Source organism: Vibrio sp. D401a (assembly GCF_030248515.1).
Lineage (GTDB): Bacteria > Pseudomonadota > Gammaproteobacteria > Enterobacterales > Vibrionaceae > Vibrio > Vibrio rotiferianus.
The window spans coordinates 16,804-32,370 of the sequence record NZ_JAHGAI010000059.1; the positions used below are offsets into that span (position 1 = coordinate 16,804).

The window sequence follows — 15,567 nt, forward strand, 5'->3', positions numbered from 1 at the left end:
AATCAAAAAACGCAGCTTTAACGCTGCGTTTTTTATTCGATGCGGTTTCACGTGAAACAAGGCGTTAGCCTCAGAACAAACGCGTTGGTTCTCCCAAGTAATAGCCTTGCAGATAGTCCACACCCATATCCTGAGCAATATTACAAACTTCCTCGTTGTGCACGAACTCCGCTACGGTTTGAGCATTAAACACCTGACACAGACGCACTAACTGCGAGGCAATCTTGCGCTGTTTCGGATCCTTATCAATATTCTTGATTAAGCTCCCATCAATCTTAATCACTTCCGGTTCCAGCTTAAGAATTTCATCAATATTGGAATACCCCGAACCAAAGTCATCAACAATAATGCGCGCTCCAAGCTTTCTAAAGTGGCTACATACTTCAATCATTCGCCCATAATCTTTGATCTGTTCTGACTCCAATACCTCTAAACCTAAACGCCGAGGGTCATTGAGCTTTAATATCGAGCGCTCAAGTACTGCTAACGTTTTGTCACTGAAAAAATCTTGAGGCGATAAGTTAATGGAGAAGTCACCCTCTTTGTCCTGCATATAACCCAACGTATTCCTGATCATATGACGACTCAATCGGGTGTAAAGGTGAGTATCGGTAATGATCGGGAGGAATCGTCCCGGAGGAATAATAGAACCATCTTCCTCAACAATTCTGACTAGACACTCTTGGCTTGCTGGGCGATGACTATAGGCATGAACAATGGGCTGACTGTAAGTGACAATATTCTGTTGCAGTATGGCTCGACTCACACAGCTCAGCCAACCAAGCTGCTCTTTTCGCACATCTTCATTTACCTCTACATCCTTGGCATTACATATGTGCGTATTATTTCTTACCCCAGCTCGGCGGGCTTCTATCGCTTTCAATAGCAGCTCATCTGGCGTGGCATTAGGGAAATCTCTTCGGCTGACCAAACCGCCACATAGTGAGACGGTGAGATAATCAATATTAAGCAAACCACGCGGCTCAAAGTTTGTCTGTTCAATCGCATCAGCAAAGCGAGTGAAATGCTGCTTAATAACCTCACTGCTAGCATCAGCTTTAAACACAAATGCCCACTCACCCACGCCTATGCTGTACAACTGCAAGGCGGCGGGTTTACCCAAGCGTTTACGTAGGCGGTTACTAAAATGAAGAGATAAGTCATTAAGTAGTTGGTCACCCACTCGATAACCATACTTTTCGTTGATGTGGCTAAAATTGAGCAGCTTTAACGTCAAAAGGTGTTCTTCGTCATCCAAGTCATTCAACGCTTCTTGCAAAGCAACACGGTTTTTTAAGCCTGTTCGAGTATCATGCCTAAAACTCTCGTGTAACTTCCTAGCCTGCCTCTCAAGCTGATACTCCATATGAGTATTCATTTCATTGAGATCGCTAATCGCATTTCTAATTAAACTAAACAAAGGAGAGATGGAACTACTCACTTCATCACCAAGCACACTCAATGAGGCGACCTCATCTCCTTCTCGCAGTGCTAGGTAGGTCAAACTATGGTGCAATATTTCCTGTTGGCCATTATTTCGATGCAGCTCCCCCATACAATAACTGCCTAGCGTTGGGGCAATATCGGCGAAAGCTTTGACCTCCGAGCTTCCATCAATAAAGTCTAGTCGTGACGCACAATTGTAAATCATCACCGACTCTGGCTGATGCATCATCAGCTCAAGGACACCATGCTTTACCTGCTCAAGAGTCAATGATGGGTGGTTGTAACAAAACTGAACTTCATCCCCAACACACCAAGACTTATCAAACGTCATACTGCCATCAGAATGAATTTCTACGACTGCACAAACCTCTTTCTTACCCACAGACTCTCGATACAAAGGGAAATTAATTAATTGACCAAACGTCAATTCACGCCCATCCGAAAGGTATCGTTTATACACATCGTAAGCCGTTTTGTTTCCCAGTTTAAACAGCCGGTTCCCTTTTGCTTCCGTCACTTGGTGAGGCATGCCGACGGGGTTCCACTCCGAATAGGCATTAGTCCACGTTTTTAGTGTATTGCTATGCATAGCAACCGCGACAGCGGCGTGTTCATAACACTGAGTTTGAAATAGAACCCAGCAACCACCGTCATTGGCTTGTGCTAACCCTCCTGATACTGGAGGCCCATCAGAACAAAAGCCTCGATAAATAGGATAATCACGACGTTCCACTTGAACAGAAAAGCTGATAATGGCTTTCGAGTTATCACGCAAAGCAAGTGATTGCTTTAAATCGTAGCCATCGATATCAGGAGAGAAAGAGTAGGTTTGAACAGCAGAGGTAAGAGTTGTGTCTACCAACTCGCTCACAATCAGCAAACTACCATCGGTAAATATATCGCCTGAATAAATCAATGTTCGGGCACTGTGACCAATAACATGCGCATGAGGTACAACTTCCAACAAACATTGAGCAAAACTGGTCGCTTCTTCTCGCGATTGCGTAGAGAGTAGCTGCACCAAGTACTGCTTGCTTGTTTGCCACGAAATTGTGCCTAAAAAATCATTGAGCTGATTCTGGTCATGAATCAACTGAGAATAAGTTCGCATGTATTGAAATGATACCCTATCGCTTATCGTCCTTTAGTATTAGTGCAAGGACATTTTTACTGTTAGCTTAGTAATTTACGTGGGTTTATAGGGCTTGACCAGACTAATGTTAAAGACTCAATACATTAATGCGATTGTCGTTACAAAAGTGTGAGCAAGTGTTGTAAGCAACTGATTTCGACATCGGGCAACGCACGACTTTGAGGCTGTTTAATGACATTTTTATTCATATTATTGAACCAACATGCGGCAAAGCCCGACAGTTTCGCACCTTGAACATCCGTCACCAAATGGTCGCCGACATGCAGAATACACTCTCTTGGTAGCGCCAAAAACTGCTGCGCTTTAGTGAACATATCGGGTGCGGGTTTCGCACTGCCATCCGGCCCTGCTTTCAGTACTTGCTGAAAATATGGTGTTAGTCCAATTCTGTCCAAATCCACATTACCATTGGTGATGGCCACCAGCGGGATGGCTTGCGCTAACTCGGCAAGCACATCGAGGCTTTGCTGTGGAACCTCAAAACGGTTACGCCAATCCAAAGCGACGTCGACTGCTGCTTGCGCGGCGGCGTGTGCGGCTACGTCATCATAACCAACTTGGGAGAAGGCTTGCTTAAGTTGCACTAAACGCCACAAAGTGACGTCACTCTTCAGCTCAGGCTGTTGCGCAGCGACACGTTGTTTGAGTGACAACCAATCGGCTTTGTCCATATGAGCAACCGCCGGATGATGGTTCTTAAGCCAAGAGAGTAACTCACGCTCCATGCGAACTATCACTGGATAGTTGTCATAGAGGGTGTCATCAAGGTCAAACGTCATCGCCTTTATAGGCGCAATACGGCGGTAGAATTTCATGGTTTTCCTTGGGGTTAGTCGGACTTGTCGTCGCTTCTCTTACGTGCTCTGGGGTGAGCTTGATCGTAGGCCTGCGCTAAATGTTGGAAATCCAAGTGGGTGTAGATTTGGGTCGTTGAAATGTTTTCGTGCCCCAACAGTTCTTGTACCGCACGCAAGTTATTGCTCGATTCCAACATATGGGTCGCAAATGAGTGACGCAATTTGTGCGGACTGATGTGGCTCGCGACGGACTGCTTTTGGCCCCATTCTGCCATGCGCTTTTGCACGCTACGGTGTGAGATACGCGTACCTAGCTTGGAAACAAATAATGCAGGCTCTCCCGATGCGGCTAAATCACCACGAACACGCAACCACTTCCCAACCCATTCGGTTGCCATACCAGAGAACGGTACTTTACGCTCTTTATCACCTTTACCTATGACTCGCAGTTCACCGCTTCTTAGGTGAACATCACGAACATCAATACTGACCAGTTCAGCCAAACGCAAACCAGCACCGTACATCAGCTCCATCATCGCGCGATCACGCACCGCTAACGGATCATCTTCGCTAACTTCAAGCAGTTGATTAACTTCATCTACATCGAGGTTTTTCGGCAGTGGGCGTTTCTTACGCGGCGCCGATACCCCTTTGGCAGGGTTAGCTGACATTTCTCCACGTAGGATCAGGAAATCAAAAAAGCTGCGTAGAGAAGATAGGCGCGTCGCTAAGCTGCTAGCTTTCATGCCTTCACGCATGCCTTTACCTGCCAATTGACGCACCCAACCCGCATCGACTTGCGACCAATCTTTCAAACCCATCTCAGCCAAGTGGTGAGCCATGGTTTCCAATTGCTGCTTGTAGTTTCGTTGGGTGTGCAAGCTAAGCCCCTTTTCGCTTCTTAGGAACTCATAGAAGCGTTCAAGGGGCTTTGTTAGGCTAGTTGGCAGAGGAGTGTTGGGAGTTATCGTCATGGTGACTTTGCCATACTAATGTTTGAGCGAGATGTGCCACTACTAAGGATAGATGACGCAAAAACAGAGTGTCCATATCTGGTTGGAAGTGACCGCCCTCCTCGCTAGAAAATGCTAAAACGCCAAGCGTCTGCTTTTTCACAAGCGGTAACACCACATAGGAACCCATTTCTGGAACATCCATATTCCCAAACAAAGCTTCACGATCCACCTTACGCAAGCGACCCAAGTATGCCTCTTTGCCATTTAGGTGATTGGTTGCAAAGCGTTGGTAATTTTCCTTGCTAAGTTGAGTCGATGCATCGCAATGACTCAACAAACGAACATAAGCTCTCAAACCAAGATCTTTGGCTTTCAATTCGATAGCTTTGATTACTTGCTTAAAGTCACCACACTTTAGGATTTGTCCTTGCAGGTCCATGAACTCGTAGAAAGTACGATCATTATTCGCCGCCAATGACATCAGTGTCGTGATCTCTTCTTCCAGCTCTTCAATACGTTGACGCTGGCGGTTCATTTGAATGTGAACCAAGGAGACCGTGCCGAGATCTGCATGCGGCATTGATAAACGATCGATCAGTTCGGGACGCTGAGCGAAAAAGTCGGGATGCTCTTTCAGATACTGAGCAACGACTTCAGCCGTCAACGCATCCGCTTCTACTTCTGACATTTGGTTTTCTTGTTCTTCAACTAGCACGACAACTGACCATCAAATACGTGAGTTGCTGGCCCAGTCATAAACAGCGGTTTACCCGGGCCTTGCCAAGAAATACGTAGGTCACCACCCGGAAGAGAGACTTTCACATTCTCGTCCAGTAGACCTTGCAGAATGCCTACCGCAACTGCGCCACATGCACCGCTGCCACAAGCTTGTGTTTCACCGGCACCACGTTCAAACACACGTAAACGGATGTGATTGCGATCTACGACCTGCATAAAGCCAGCGTTCACTCGCTCAGGGAAGCGTTCATGCGATTCAAGCAATGGACCAAGAACTTCCACATCAGCCGTATCAACATCATCTACCACGGTAACTACATGAGGGTTACCCATGCTCACTGCACCGCAGAACAGGGTCTTATCACCAGCACGCATGATGTAGGTTTTCTCTTTCTGTTTAGCTTTGAAAGGAATCTTATTCGGTTCAAACTCGGGCACACCCATGTTAACCGTCACATCACCATCATCTTCGACATCAAGAATCATCTTACCTTTCTTGGTGCTAACACTGACGCTGTACTTATTAGTTAGTCCTTTCAAACGCACAAAACGCGCGAAACAGCGAGCGCCATTACCACACTGCTCAACTTCGCTGCCATCCGCATTAAAAATACGGTAGTGGAAGTCAGTTTCTGGGTCATATGGCGCTTCAACCACGAGCAGTTGATCGAAACCAACCCCCGTGTGTCGATCCGCCAAACGACGAATCAAATCTTGCGAGAAAAACACGTTCTGGGTAATGCAGTCGACGACCATAAAGTCGTTGCCCAAACCGTGCATTTTGGAAAAGTGGAAATGCATTTGTTGTGTGTTACTCCGGTAGAATCTGTTCCAGCTGCCACAAACTGGTCAGCTCCTCACGCTGGCGAACAAGGTGGCTTTGTTTACCATCCACCATTACTTCCGCTGCTCGGGTACGAGTATTGTAGTTCGAAGACATCACAAAGCCATAGGCACCTGCAGAGCGAACCGCGAGTAGATCACCTTCTTGCAGTACTAGTGCTCGATCTTTGCCCAAGAAGTCACCCGTTTCACAGATCGGACCTACTAAGTCGTAAGTCTGAGCTTCACCTTCACGTGGTGCGACTGGGACAATATCTTGCCACGCTTGGTATAGTGCCGGACGCATCAAGTCGTTCATTGCTGCATCGATAATGGCAAAGTTCTTGTGCTCTGTGTGTTTGAGAAACTCCACACGTGTGAGCAAGACCCCTGCGTTGGCAGCAATCGCACGACCAGGTTCGAAAATCAGTTCAAGATCTTGATGATTCTCAAGACGACCTAGTAGTGCTTTTGCGTAGTCTGAAGGCTGTGGCGGCAATTCATCACGATATACCACGCCTAGACCACCACCTACATCTAGGTGACGAATGTTGATACCTTGTGTTTTCAAGTCATCAATCAGTGCTAATAGACGGTCTGTTGCATCAATGAAAGGTTCAATCTCAGTCAGTTGAGAACCAATATGACAGTCAATACCTTGTACATTTAGGTTTGGTAAGCTCTGGGCGAATTGATAAACCGCCGGAGCACGATCAAAAGCGATACCAAATTTGTTATCACGCAGACCAGTCGAAATGTAAGGGTGCGTTTTTGCGTCTACATCAGGGTTAATTCGTAGAGAAATCGGTGCAACCACACCTAGCTCACCCGCAACTTTGTTCAAGCGCTCAAGCTCAGGTTCTGATTCCACGTTGAAGCATTTAATGCCCAGCTCCAGTGCGCGTTTCATCTCTGCTGGCGTTTTACCAACACCCGAGAACACCACCTTCTTCGCATCACCGCCTGCCGCGATAACACGCTCAAGCTCACCACCCGATACAATATCAAAGCCTGAACCCAAACGAGCGAGTGCATTCAATACGCCAAGGTTAGAGTTTGCTTTTACTGCGTAACAAACAAGATGAGGATGCTGACCCACAGCGCTATCAAACGCATTCCAGTGACGCTCCAGCGTCGCACGTGAGTAAACATAAAGAGGAGTGCCATGTTGCTCGGCAAGTGCTTGGAGTGAGACGTCTTCGGCCCAAAGCTGGCCATCATCCTGATAGTTGAAGTAATCCAAAATTCGCTTCCCTTAATTAATTCGACTGCTAAACCCTAAATGTATGATGCTATAAATTCGTTATTGTGATTGCTCATTCTTCTGAGCATCATCTGGAATGTAAAGGTCTCCCGACTGCCCACAACCGGCTAAGGTCGCAGCCATCATCACAAACAACACAGTAAGTAGTTTTTTCATTTCGCATATCGTGATTATTGATTCAATGCCCCCTATAATCGCACCACACTCAGGAAAAGCAATAGGATAGACGGATGAACGATACTGAATTTCATCAACTGGTGGATGCGCAGATGCAAATCATCGAAGAATCCATCGATGAATCAGGCGCAGACATTGATTACGAAGTGTCTGGTAATGTAATGACATTGGAGTTTGAAGACCGTAGCCAAATCATCATTAACCGCCAAGAGCCAATGCATGAGATTTGGTTAGCATCGAAGTCGGGTGGCTTCCACTTCAAGCTTATCGATAACAAATGGACCTGCTCTAAGACGGGCATGGAACTATTTGCAATGGTAAAAGAAGAGTGTGAAAAGCACGCTGGTGAAGCGATCGATTGGGTATAAGCCAATAGTATTCTAGTAAGCCAGAAATAAAAAAGAGCACCCTGTGCTCTTTTTCATTTTTACACGTTCACCGCTTTGGTTGGGCGAGTTGGCGTACAACCATCATTGCGATAAGGGATAATGTAGGTATTCCCTTCTTCCGGATGAATGATTTGGTAGTACTGCGGCAAGTTAAAGTTAATAAACTTCGACGAGACACGACTGTCATCTTTTACCGAGGTATAGAAGCTGTTCACCGACGCAATCATTTCATCTTTCGAACCGCTAAATTGATGGTAAACCTCAACTTGGTTTGACTCATCCAATACATAGATATTGAAGCCATCATCGGTGTCTTCAAAGAAAAACTGCACCAAACCTTCACTGGCAAAGCCATCTACCACTTCTGGCAGTTGGTACTCTTGCTCACGATCTAGCATCAACAGCGGTGAGCCTTTCAACTTGTTGGTTGAAATACTGCGGTAGAAATCGACTGAGTTTTCTAACTTCTGTACCGATACGCCACGACGTTCGAAGAACAAACCATAAGTTTGATTCCCAAGACGCATCGCTTTAAAGCGACGACGCTTCTCTTGCTCAACCGGCTTCAAACGTAAGTCAATGCACTCAGCTAATAATTGGTAAACCATATTGCGCATCACACCACGCATGTTCTTCGCGTAACAGAACACGTCAACCGACTCTGGCGGGATCGCATCTTGGTGCATTTTGCCCAGAATCGTCTTCAGCGCATCCAGCATTGCGGTTTCGCCTTTGAAATGCAGTGTACGCACTTCATGCCATGAATTACGGTAAACCAAATCAACACTGCCAACTAAGTTGACTTGCTCAGGACCAAAGCTAAAGATGTCTGTATTCTTCACATCAACTTTCAGTGAACGACCGGACAATGCTGCCGTCGGGTCATTTTCGAAGTTGATGAACATTGCCATTTGGCTGATCTCACACGGGCTCGCTAATGCTTGCATGGTTGGACGACGCTTACGCAACGAGAAGGTGTTACGCAAGTCACTCACCATTTGGTAGAACTTATCAATGTCTAACTGAGCTTCACGCACCACCGCGTGTAAACGTGTCGACTCAGTAATCAAACCATTGAAGAACGCCCAAGAAACCAGCTTGCTCAAGTATTCGTGATGCTCAAGGCAAGGTTGACCAAGAATGCGGTGCGCAATCAATGGTTGCTTGTACAAGTACCAACCGGATTTGTTTACGCTGCCTTCTTTTACTTCAATGAAGCTCAAGTCGGGTTCGTGCAAATCTGGTGAGATCTGCGGGTTAAGCAAGGTAACTTTACCCGGCAACACTTCGAATGCCGCGTACAATTTACGTGCGAGGATACTGATATCTTGCGGGCTGATCGCCGAAGTAATGTCGTTACGGCGCGCAAACTGGATCAAGTTACGGTAGCTTTGCATCAAAGCATCCAGCAGTGCATGGTGCACTACTTTCACTTGCTCTACTTTCCAGTTACGGCGATCGTCGAGCTCCGCCAATACCGATGCATCCCAATCCCATTTCGCAGTCATGTCGCTCAAAGCTTCACGACGCCAGGCCACAGAGCCGACATCTGGCTCGCGAGACAGTTTTTCATGGGTTTTAAGATAGAAACAGCGGCGAACTAAATCCAAACGTGTGTCATCTTGGATTCGCTCTAGGTAACGCGTTACTTTCTCTAGCATCAAGTAGTACGCATCCATGCCGTACAAGTCAGGCTCGTGGGCAAAGAAGCGACGCTTGGTGTCGATACTAAGAAGTTGTGTGTGCGGGTATTCCCACGAGTAAGCTTCAAGCAAGATCGCTTTCAACACGGATTTGTAAGGGGAATCGATACTCTTATACAGCTGCCATAAGTTCGAGCCGAAGTACTCTTCAGCAGGAATGCGGTTAAGCTGACCAAAGTTGATCCACTCATCACAGTTGATATAGCCATCTTTACAAAGCTGTGCAACGTACTCGTCGTAACACTCTTCCATTTCTGGCGGCACGATTTGCCACAACAAACGCTGTCCAGCTAGACGTACCGCAGAACGGTAGAATTCATCCAACAATAAAAGATGCTGAGAAGAACCACAGTTATCACCGGTCATCTCTTCTGAATGATTACTACGGAAACGCTCTTCATCCATCAAGAAGAAGTTCGCCTCCACACCTTGGCTTTGCGCCCAATCAGTGATCAGCAAACATTTATTGGTAAGCAGCTCACGCTGGTCGTTATCCATCTCCGGCGAGATACACACCCAGATATCCAAATCACTTGAGGTACTTTGACCAATAGAAGAGGTACTGCCCATGGTGTACAAGCCAAGGATGGCAGGTTGCTCAGCAGTTTCGAGCGGCTGACCAATCGTCAATTGAGTGTCTTCAAGGAATTGTTGCTGGAGTTGATTCAACTCAAAGCCAAACACACCATAAGGTACATCGGCATCATAATAGCCCGGAATCACAGGGTGGTTGTAGTTCAACAAGGCAGGAATCAAGTGGAATACTTGCTGGCTTTGCGAATCCATAAGCGCCAGCGCGCGATCAATACGCTGCTGGTTTAGATTATCTAATCGCTGAATAAGTTTTTGGGTGTAAGCCTGCAAGGGAAGTTCCTTGGTTGAACAATCACGAAATTTGCTGATGTTTTAAACCAAAACGGCTTAAAAACGTGATCAATTTAACACTTTCATCAGGGTTGGTAAAGATTTCCACCCGCAAATAGTTGTGGTCTAAAAACCCCACACTAGTCGCAAAAATTGATAGCGCCGTAGTGTCGCTTGTATTCGCCTATAACTAATAATAGTCCTTAGTCTAAATGAGAATCTAGTCACACTATTTTCATAACGTTGTGTAATTCCATTTATGACCCCTAGAGAAGCCTAACTAACATTAAGACTTTCACGCGTTGAGTGGTAGGATTAAGCAAAACTAAAACAGCATTGAGAAGACCATGACACAATCTACGCCAATTCGCATTGCAACACGAAAAAGCCCACTTGCCCTATGGCAAGCCTACTATGTAAAAGATGCCCTTCAAGCCGCTCATCCTGGCCTTGAAGTGGAGCTGGTTACTATGGTGACCAAAGGCGACATCATTTTGGATACGCCGCTAGCAAAAGTCGGTGGTAAAGGCTTGTTCGTTAAAGAGCTGGAAGTGGCAATGCTTGAAGGTCGCGCAGACCTTGCGGTGCACTCAATGAAAGATGTACCAGTAGACTTCCCTGAAGGTCTTGGCTTGGTGACGATTTGTGAACGTGAAGACCCACGTGATGCATTCGTATCAAACACTTACAACAACATTGATGAGCTACCGCAAGGCGCGGTTGTTGGTACTTGTAGCTTACGTCGTCAGTGTCAGTTGAAAGAATACCGCCCAGACCTGATCATCAAAGAGCTACGCGGTAATGTTGGTACGCGTCTAGGTAAGCTAGATGCAGGTGAATACGACGCGATCATTCTTGCAGCAGCAGGTCTGAAGCGCCTTGAGCTAGAAGAGCGCATTCGCAGCTTTATCGAACCAGAACAATCACTGCCAGCAGTAGGCCAAGGCGCGGTAGGCATTGAGTGCCGTGTGGATGACGAACGCCTACTAAAACTGCTTGAGCCACTAAATCACCAAGATACGGCAGATCGCGTGCGCTGTGAGCGCGCAATGAACCTCACTCTTGAGGGCGGTTGTCAGGTACCAATCGGCAGCTACTCACTGCTTGATGGCGACAACATCTGGCTTCGCGCACTGGTTGGTGAACCAGACGGTAGCCTAATTGTACGTGGTGAAATTCGTGGTCACCGCAACGATGCCGAAGCACTAGGCGTTCAACTTGCTAACGAGCTACTTGAAAACGGTGCGCGCGACATCCTAACCAAACTGTACGCAGACAACGAATAATCATGACAGTGTTGGTCACTCGTCCGGGAGAGCAAGGCATGGCGCTTTGCTCTCTGCTCGAAAGGCACGGCATAACTGCAATTCATCATCCACTGATCGACATCGTCGCCGATCTCAGCGACACACAACTCTCCAAATACATTGAAAGTGCTCAAATAATCATTGCGGTAAGCCAACATGCGGTGCAATGCGCAGAGCAAATCTTGCGAAACCACGCTAAATCATGGTCTAAGCAAGCTATATACCTTGCCGTTGGTCAAAAAACCGCACACTATTTGAGCAAATGTACCCAACAAAAAGTACACTATCCACAAGTCAGTGATAGTGAGCACTTGTTGCAGCTTCCCGAATTAGACAATGTAGATAAACAAACCGTTCTTATTCTTCGCGGTAACGGTGGAAGAGAGCTGATAAAAGATGCATTGGTGAGACGTGGAGCAAAAGTTCACTATTGTGAGACTTATAAGAGAGAATTTATCCCATTCGATCCAGTAAGCTGTGTCTCACAATGGAAAACCCAGCAAATCAACCAGATCATCATCACCAGTGGTGAACAACTGGATTATTTGTGTCGCCAATTGTCGCCAGAGCAATTGGCTTGGCTTAATCAACAAGAGTTGTATATCCCCAGTCAGCGAATCGCTGACATCGCAATTCAACGGGGCTTCACTCAGGTCAGATGCACAGGAAGCGCATCCAACCAAGAATTACTGGCTGCTCTCCAGCCCTAGCTATACAGGATATAGGCATGACAAGTAAAAATAACGATCAAAAGAATAACGATAAAAACCTTTCCGAAGAAACCACATCGGCACCGCTAGCTGAAAAAGACACGCCTAAAAAGGAATCTGAATCGAGCAAAGCAGAATCAAAGCCTGCCGAACCAACCAAACCAACAGAGCCAAGCAAAGGTGAATTTGAAGAGAAGCAAGGTAAACGTGGCGTCAAGCTGGGTACCGTTGCAATCGTCTTGTCACTTATTTTTGGTGGTGGTCTGACTTACAAAATGCTCGAGCAGCAGTCTGAATACCAAACTCAGATTGCTCAGCTTCAAAACCAACTAGAGCAAGCTCAATCAGCAATGAAACAAGAGCTAAGCCAAGTAAAACAAGAGACAATTGAAAAAGCGACTACAGTCACTCACAAAGCAGAAGTGGTACTGGGTCAGCAGCAAAAGAGCATTGAAAGCCTGCAACTAGCAGTCGCTGACGTAAAAGGCCGTCGTCCAAACGACTGGTTACTAGCAGAAGCTGACTACCTAGTAAAACTCGCTGGTCGTAAGTTGTTCCTAGAGCACGATGTAGAAAGCGCGACTCAATTGATGGAAAGTGCAGACCAACGCATCGCCGCACTAAACGATCCAAGTTTAGTTGGGCTTCGTAAAGCAATGGCAAACGACATTACTAAGCTACGTGTTGTTCCTTTGGTAGACCGTGATGGCTTGGTATTACGCCTAACTGCGCTACAGCAACAGGTAGATAAACTACCTCTAGCGAATGCCTTGCTACCAGAGGCGGCAGCAGTCGAAAAACAAGAAGTCTCAGAAGACATTGCTAACTGGCAAGATAACCTGATGACGTCATTGAAAGATTTCTCAGAAAACTTCATCACCTTCCGTACTCGCGATGGTAACGTGATTCCTCTATTGTCCCCACAGCAACACTTCTACTTGAAAGAAAACATCAAAGCGAAGCTAGAGACAGCAATCAAAGCGGTATACCAAGAGCAAGGTGAGATCTACACCACCTCGTTGGAAACAGCGGATAAATGGGCCATGGCATTCTTCAACCAAGACGACAACTCGGTTAAAGAATTCAACAAGACACTGAGCCAACTGAGCAAGCAAGACATTCAAGTCGAATACCCTGCGAAGCTAGAAAGCCAAAACCAACTCTCAGATGTGATTCGTGAACGCCTACGTCGTGAAGTGACCACGATGACAGGTACGGAGGATAAGTAATGGTTCGTCTTATTTTCCTATTTGTAGTTCTTGGTGCTGGCTTATTCGTTGGCACGCAGTTCTCAGGTCAGCAAGGTTATGTCCTGATTTCAATCGCGAACAAAACCATTGAGATGAGCGTAACCACGCTAGTGATCTTCGTAATTGCAGCGTTGGCAGCACTGTTCTTCCTAGAGTACGTGCTCAAGAAACTGGTTTACGCAAGCTCAAGCACCTGGAACTACTTCAGCGTGCGTAAAATGCGCCGCTCTCGTCGCTACACCAACGAAGGCATCATCAAGCTACTTGAAGGTGACTGGAAAGGTGCCGAGAAGAAAGTGACACGCTGGGCAAATCACCACGACATGCCTCTTCTATGCTACCTAGTGGCTTCAGAGGCTGCACAAGGTCAAGGTGACAAAGCCAAGCGTGACCAGTACCTAGAACTGGCAAGCCAGCAAGAGAATGCGCACCTAGCAGTAGAGCTGACTCGTGCGAAACAGTTCATTCGCGATAACGAATTCGAATCTGCATTCGATACTCTGCAAGCGCTGAAAGGTCAGTACGCGAATAACTCGATCGTTCTTAACCTGCTAAAAACCACTTACATGCAGCTTAAGCTATGGCAACCACTGATCGATCTGATGCCTCAGCTAACCAAAGCCAAGCTGGTAACAGAAGAAGAGCAAGCGGAACTGATTCAGAAGGCACAGTGTGGCTTACTACACGAAGTCGCCCAGCAACAAGGTAGCGAAGGACTGATCTCACACTGGAACGGTCTGCCACGCAAAGTAAAACAAGATACTCACCTCATTGCTTGCTTCGCACGAGAACTCATTTCACGTAAAGCAGATTCTGAAGCCTTCACGGTTATCAAAGAAGCACTGAAGAAACACCCAACACCTGAACTATACCGACTACTGCCTGAGCTAAATTTGTCAGACAGCCACCCTGTAGTTGTATTCTTAGAAGGTGTATTAAAGCGTGAATCGGATAATGCCGCTGCTCATAGTGCTTTAGGACACTTCCTATTCCGACAAGAAAAATGGCAAGAAGCACAACAACAGTTCGAGGTTGCTCTGAAGCTCCACTCAGACGTCTCTGACTATGCTTTCCTCGCAGACACACTAGAGAAGCAAAACCTGACTAAAGCGGCTCACGAGGTCTCTCGTAAAGCACTAACGCTAGTTCAAAACAACTAAGCGATTCAGAAAGTAGAAAGTAGAAAGTAGAAAGCCGACAGTAAACTGTCGGCTTTTTTATTGCCTGTAATTCCTCACGCCCTATCATCGTAACGACAGACTCTCCAAAAGCTATTACCTCTCTTATCACTTAAGCCTGATTAGGAACAAACGCCAAAGCTTCTGTAGTTCACTCCAAACTACAACTCTTCATCTCATCAAAAGCCACGTGAAACAACCTCAATCATTTTCTACAAAGCAGAGCGATTGAACCTGAATGGCGAGTAAGACAGCTCTTCTGTTAACAGAAACACTGAGCCGATAGAGATAGAAAGGGTAAGGGACAGGCTTAATAACTTTTAGTGGAGGACAAAGCTATGAGTTCCTATAACCCTATAAAGTGAGGACAACAGAAAGCCTCAAGGTACGGCTTAACACTGGACTACTCATTAGGTGGAGAGCAGAGGTGCTTAGTTTGGAGCAATGTTCGCTAGGAGGTTGATTCAAATCACTTCGCCGATTTGCAAGTATCAGAAACGACGAAAGCCCGTTGAATTGTCAACGGGCTTTCTATGTAGTGACAGAGAATCGGGATTTAGTAAATCCCTATCATTTCATAGCTCGTGTAGAAATAAAAAAAGCCTCGCTATTTCTAGCGAGGCTTCTTAATAGTGGCGGAGAGATAGGGATTTGAACCCTAGATACGCTATTAACGTATGCCGGTTTTCAAGACCGGTGCTTTCAACCACTCAGCCATCTCTCCACAAATTGTTACTAAAATTTAGTCTTACTTAAATAATGCTAAATTTCAGTTTTGCCTTTAGATTTATCCAAAAGCGATATTAAAGCCTG

General features: G+C 46.2%; 12 protein-coding genes, 1 tRNA gene and 1 pseudogene. 5 read left to right on the plus strand and 9 right to left on the minus strand.

Annotation, left to right across the window (positions count from 1 at the left end; translation table 11 throughout):
* Positions 1 to 70: 70 nt before the first annotated feature.
* From KIV41_RS22245 to KIV41_RS22275, 7 genes and pseudogenes are all read right to left on the minus strand, one after another.
* Positions 71 to 2,557, minus strand: a complete 2,487-nt coding sequence (locus KIV41_RS22245) for an EAL domain-containing protein (RefSeq protein ID WP_285337706.1) — start codon at positions 2,555 to 2,557, stop codon at positions 71 to 73.
* 140 nt (positions 2,558 to 2,697) lie between these two features.
* Positions 2,698 to 3,414 carry a 5-amino-6-(5-phospho-D-ribitylamino)uracil phosphatase YigB gene (gene yigB, locus KIV41_RS22250; protein WP_285337707.1) on the minus strand — a complete coding sequence of 239 codons (717 nt, stop codon included), beginning with the start codon at positions 3,412 to 3,414 and terminating at the stop codon, positions 2,698 to 2,700.
* Between the two features lie 14 nt (positions 3,415 to 3,428).
* The gene (gene xerC / locus KIV41_RS22255) at positions 3,429 to 4,370 is read right to left on the minus strand and encodes a tyrosine recombinase XerC (RefSeq protein ID WP_010444531.1); all 942 of its coding nucleotides are present in this window, start codon (positions 4,368 to 4,370) and stop codon (positions 3,429 to 3,431) included.
* A complete protein-coding gene (locus tag KIV41_RS22260; protein WP_285337710.1) occupies positions 4,336 to 5,040 on the minus strand; it encodes a DUF484 family protein in 705 nt (234 codons plus the stop codon). The genes xerC and KIV41_RS22260 overlap by 35 nt, the downstream gene beginning before the upstream one ends.
* A 20-nt stretch (positions 5,041 to 5,060) precedes the next feature.
* A complete protein-coding gene (dapF, locus tag KIV41_RS22265; RefSeq protein WP_010444534.1) occupies positions 5,061 to 5,891 on the minus strand; it encodes a diaminopimelate epimerase in 831 nt (276 codons plus the stop codon).
* Between the two features lie 10 nt (positions 5,892 to 5,901).
* On the minus strand, positions 5,902 to 7,155 hold the full coding sequence (lysA, locus tag KIV41_RS22270) for a diaminopimelate decarboxylase (RefSeq protein ID WP_038887316.1): 1,254 nt from the start codon (positions 7,153 to 7,155) through the stop codon (positions 5,902 to 5,904).
* A 60-nt stretch (positions 7,156 to 7,215) separates the two neighbouring features.
* Positions 7,216 to 7,427: pseudogene (locus KIV41_RS22275) on the minus strand (lipoprotein).
* On the opposite strand from KIV41_RS22275, the gene cyaY reads away from it, so the two are divergent.
* Positions 7,407 to 7,721, plus strand: a complete 315-nt coding sequence (cyaY, locus tag KIV41_RS22280; RefSeq protein WP_010444537.1) for an iron donor protein CyaY — start codon at positions 7,407 to 7,409, stop codon at positions 7,719 to 7,721. The pseudogene KIV41_RS22275 and the gene cyaY overlap by 21 nt on opposite strands.
* Before the next feature lie 59 nt (positions 7,722 to 7,780).
* Here the strand turns inward: cyaY and KIV41_RS22285 are convergent, their stop codons facing one another.
* Complete coding sequence (locus KIV41_RS22285) at positions 7,781 to 10,309, minus strand: class I adenylate cyclase (RefSeq protein WP_010444538.1); 2,529 nt, start codon at positions 10,307 to 10,309, stop codon at positions 7,781 to 7,783.
* A 347-nt stretch (positions 10,310 to 10,656) separates the two neighbouring features.
* Between KIV41_RS22285 and hemC the strand changes: the two genes are divergently transcribed.
* From hemC to KIV41_RS22305, 4 genes are read left to right on the plus strand one after another with little or no spacing between them, the layout of a single operon-like run.
* On the plus strand, positions 10,657 to 11,595 hold the full coding sequence (gene hemC / locus KIV41_RS22290; RefSeq protein ID WP_285337708.1) for a hydroxymethylbilane synthase: 939 nt from the start codon (positions 10,657 to 10,659) through the stop codon (positions 11,593 to 11,595).
* Between the two features lie 2 nt (positions 11,596 to 11,597).
* Positions 11,598 to 12,326, plus strand: coding sequence for a uroporphyrinogen-III synthase (locus tag KIV41_RS22295; protein WP_029560890.1), 729 nt, complete (start codon positions 11,598 to 11,600; stop codon positions 12,324 to 12,326).
* 17 nt (positions 12,327 to 12,343) lie between these two features.
* Positions 12,344 to 13,555 carry a uroporphyrinogen-III C-methyltransferase gene (locus tag KIV41_RS22300; RefSeq protein WP_010444547.1) on the plus strand — a complete coding sequence of 404 codons (1,212 nt, stop codon included), beginning with the start codon at positions 12,344 to 12,346 and terminating at the stop codon, positions 13,553 to 13,555.
* Positions 13,555 to 14,736, plus strand: coding sequence for a heme biosynthesis protein HemY (locus KIV41_RS22305; RefSeq protein ID WP_285337709.1), 1,182 nt, complete (start codon positions 13,555 to 13,557; stop codon positions 14,734 to 14,736). The genes KIV41_RS22300 and KIV41_RS22305 overlap by 1 nt, the downstream gene beginning before the upstream one ends.
* A gap of 651 nt (positions 14,737 to 15,387) precedes the next feature.
* Here the strand turns inward: KIV41_RS22305 and KIV41_RS22310 are convergent.
* Positions 15,388 to 15,478 (minus strand) — tRNA-Ser (locus KIV41_RS22310).
* Positions 15,479 to 15,567: the final 89 nt, after the last annotated feature.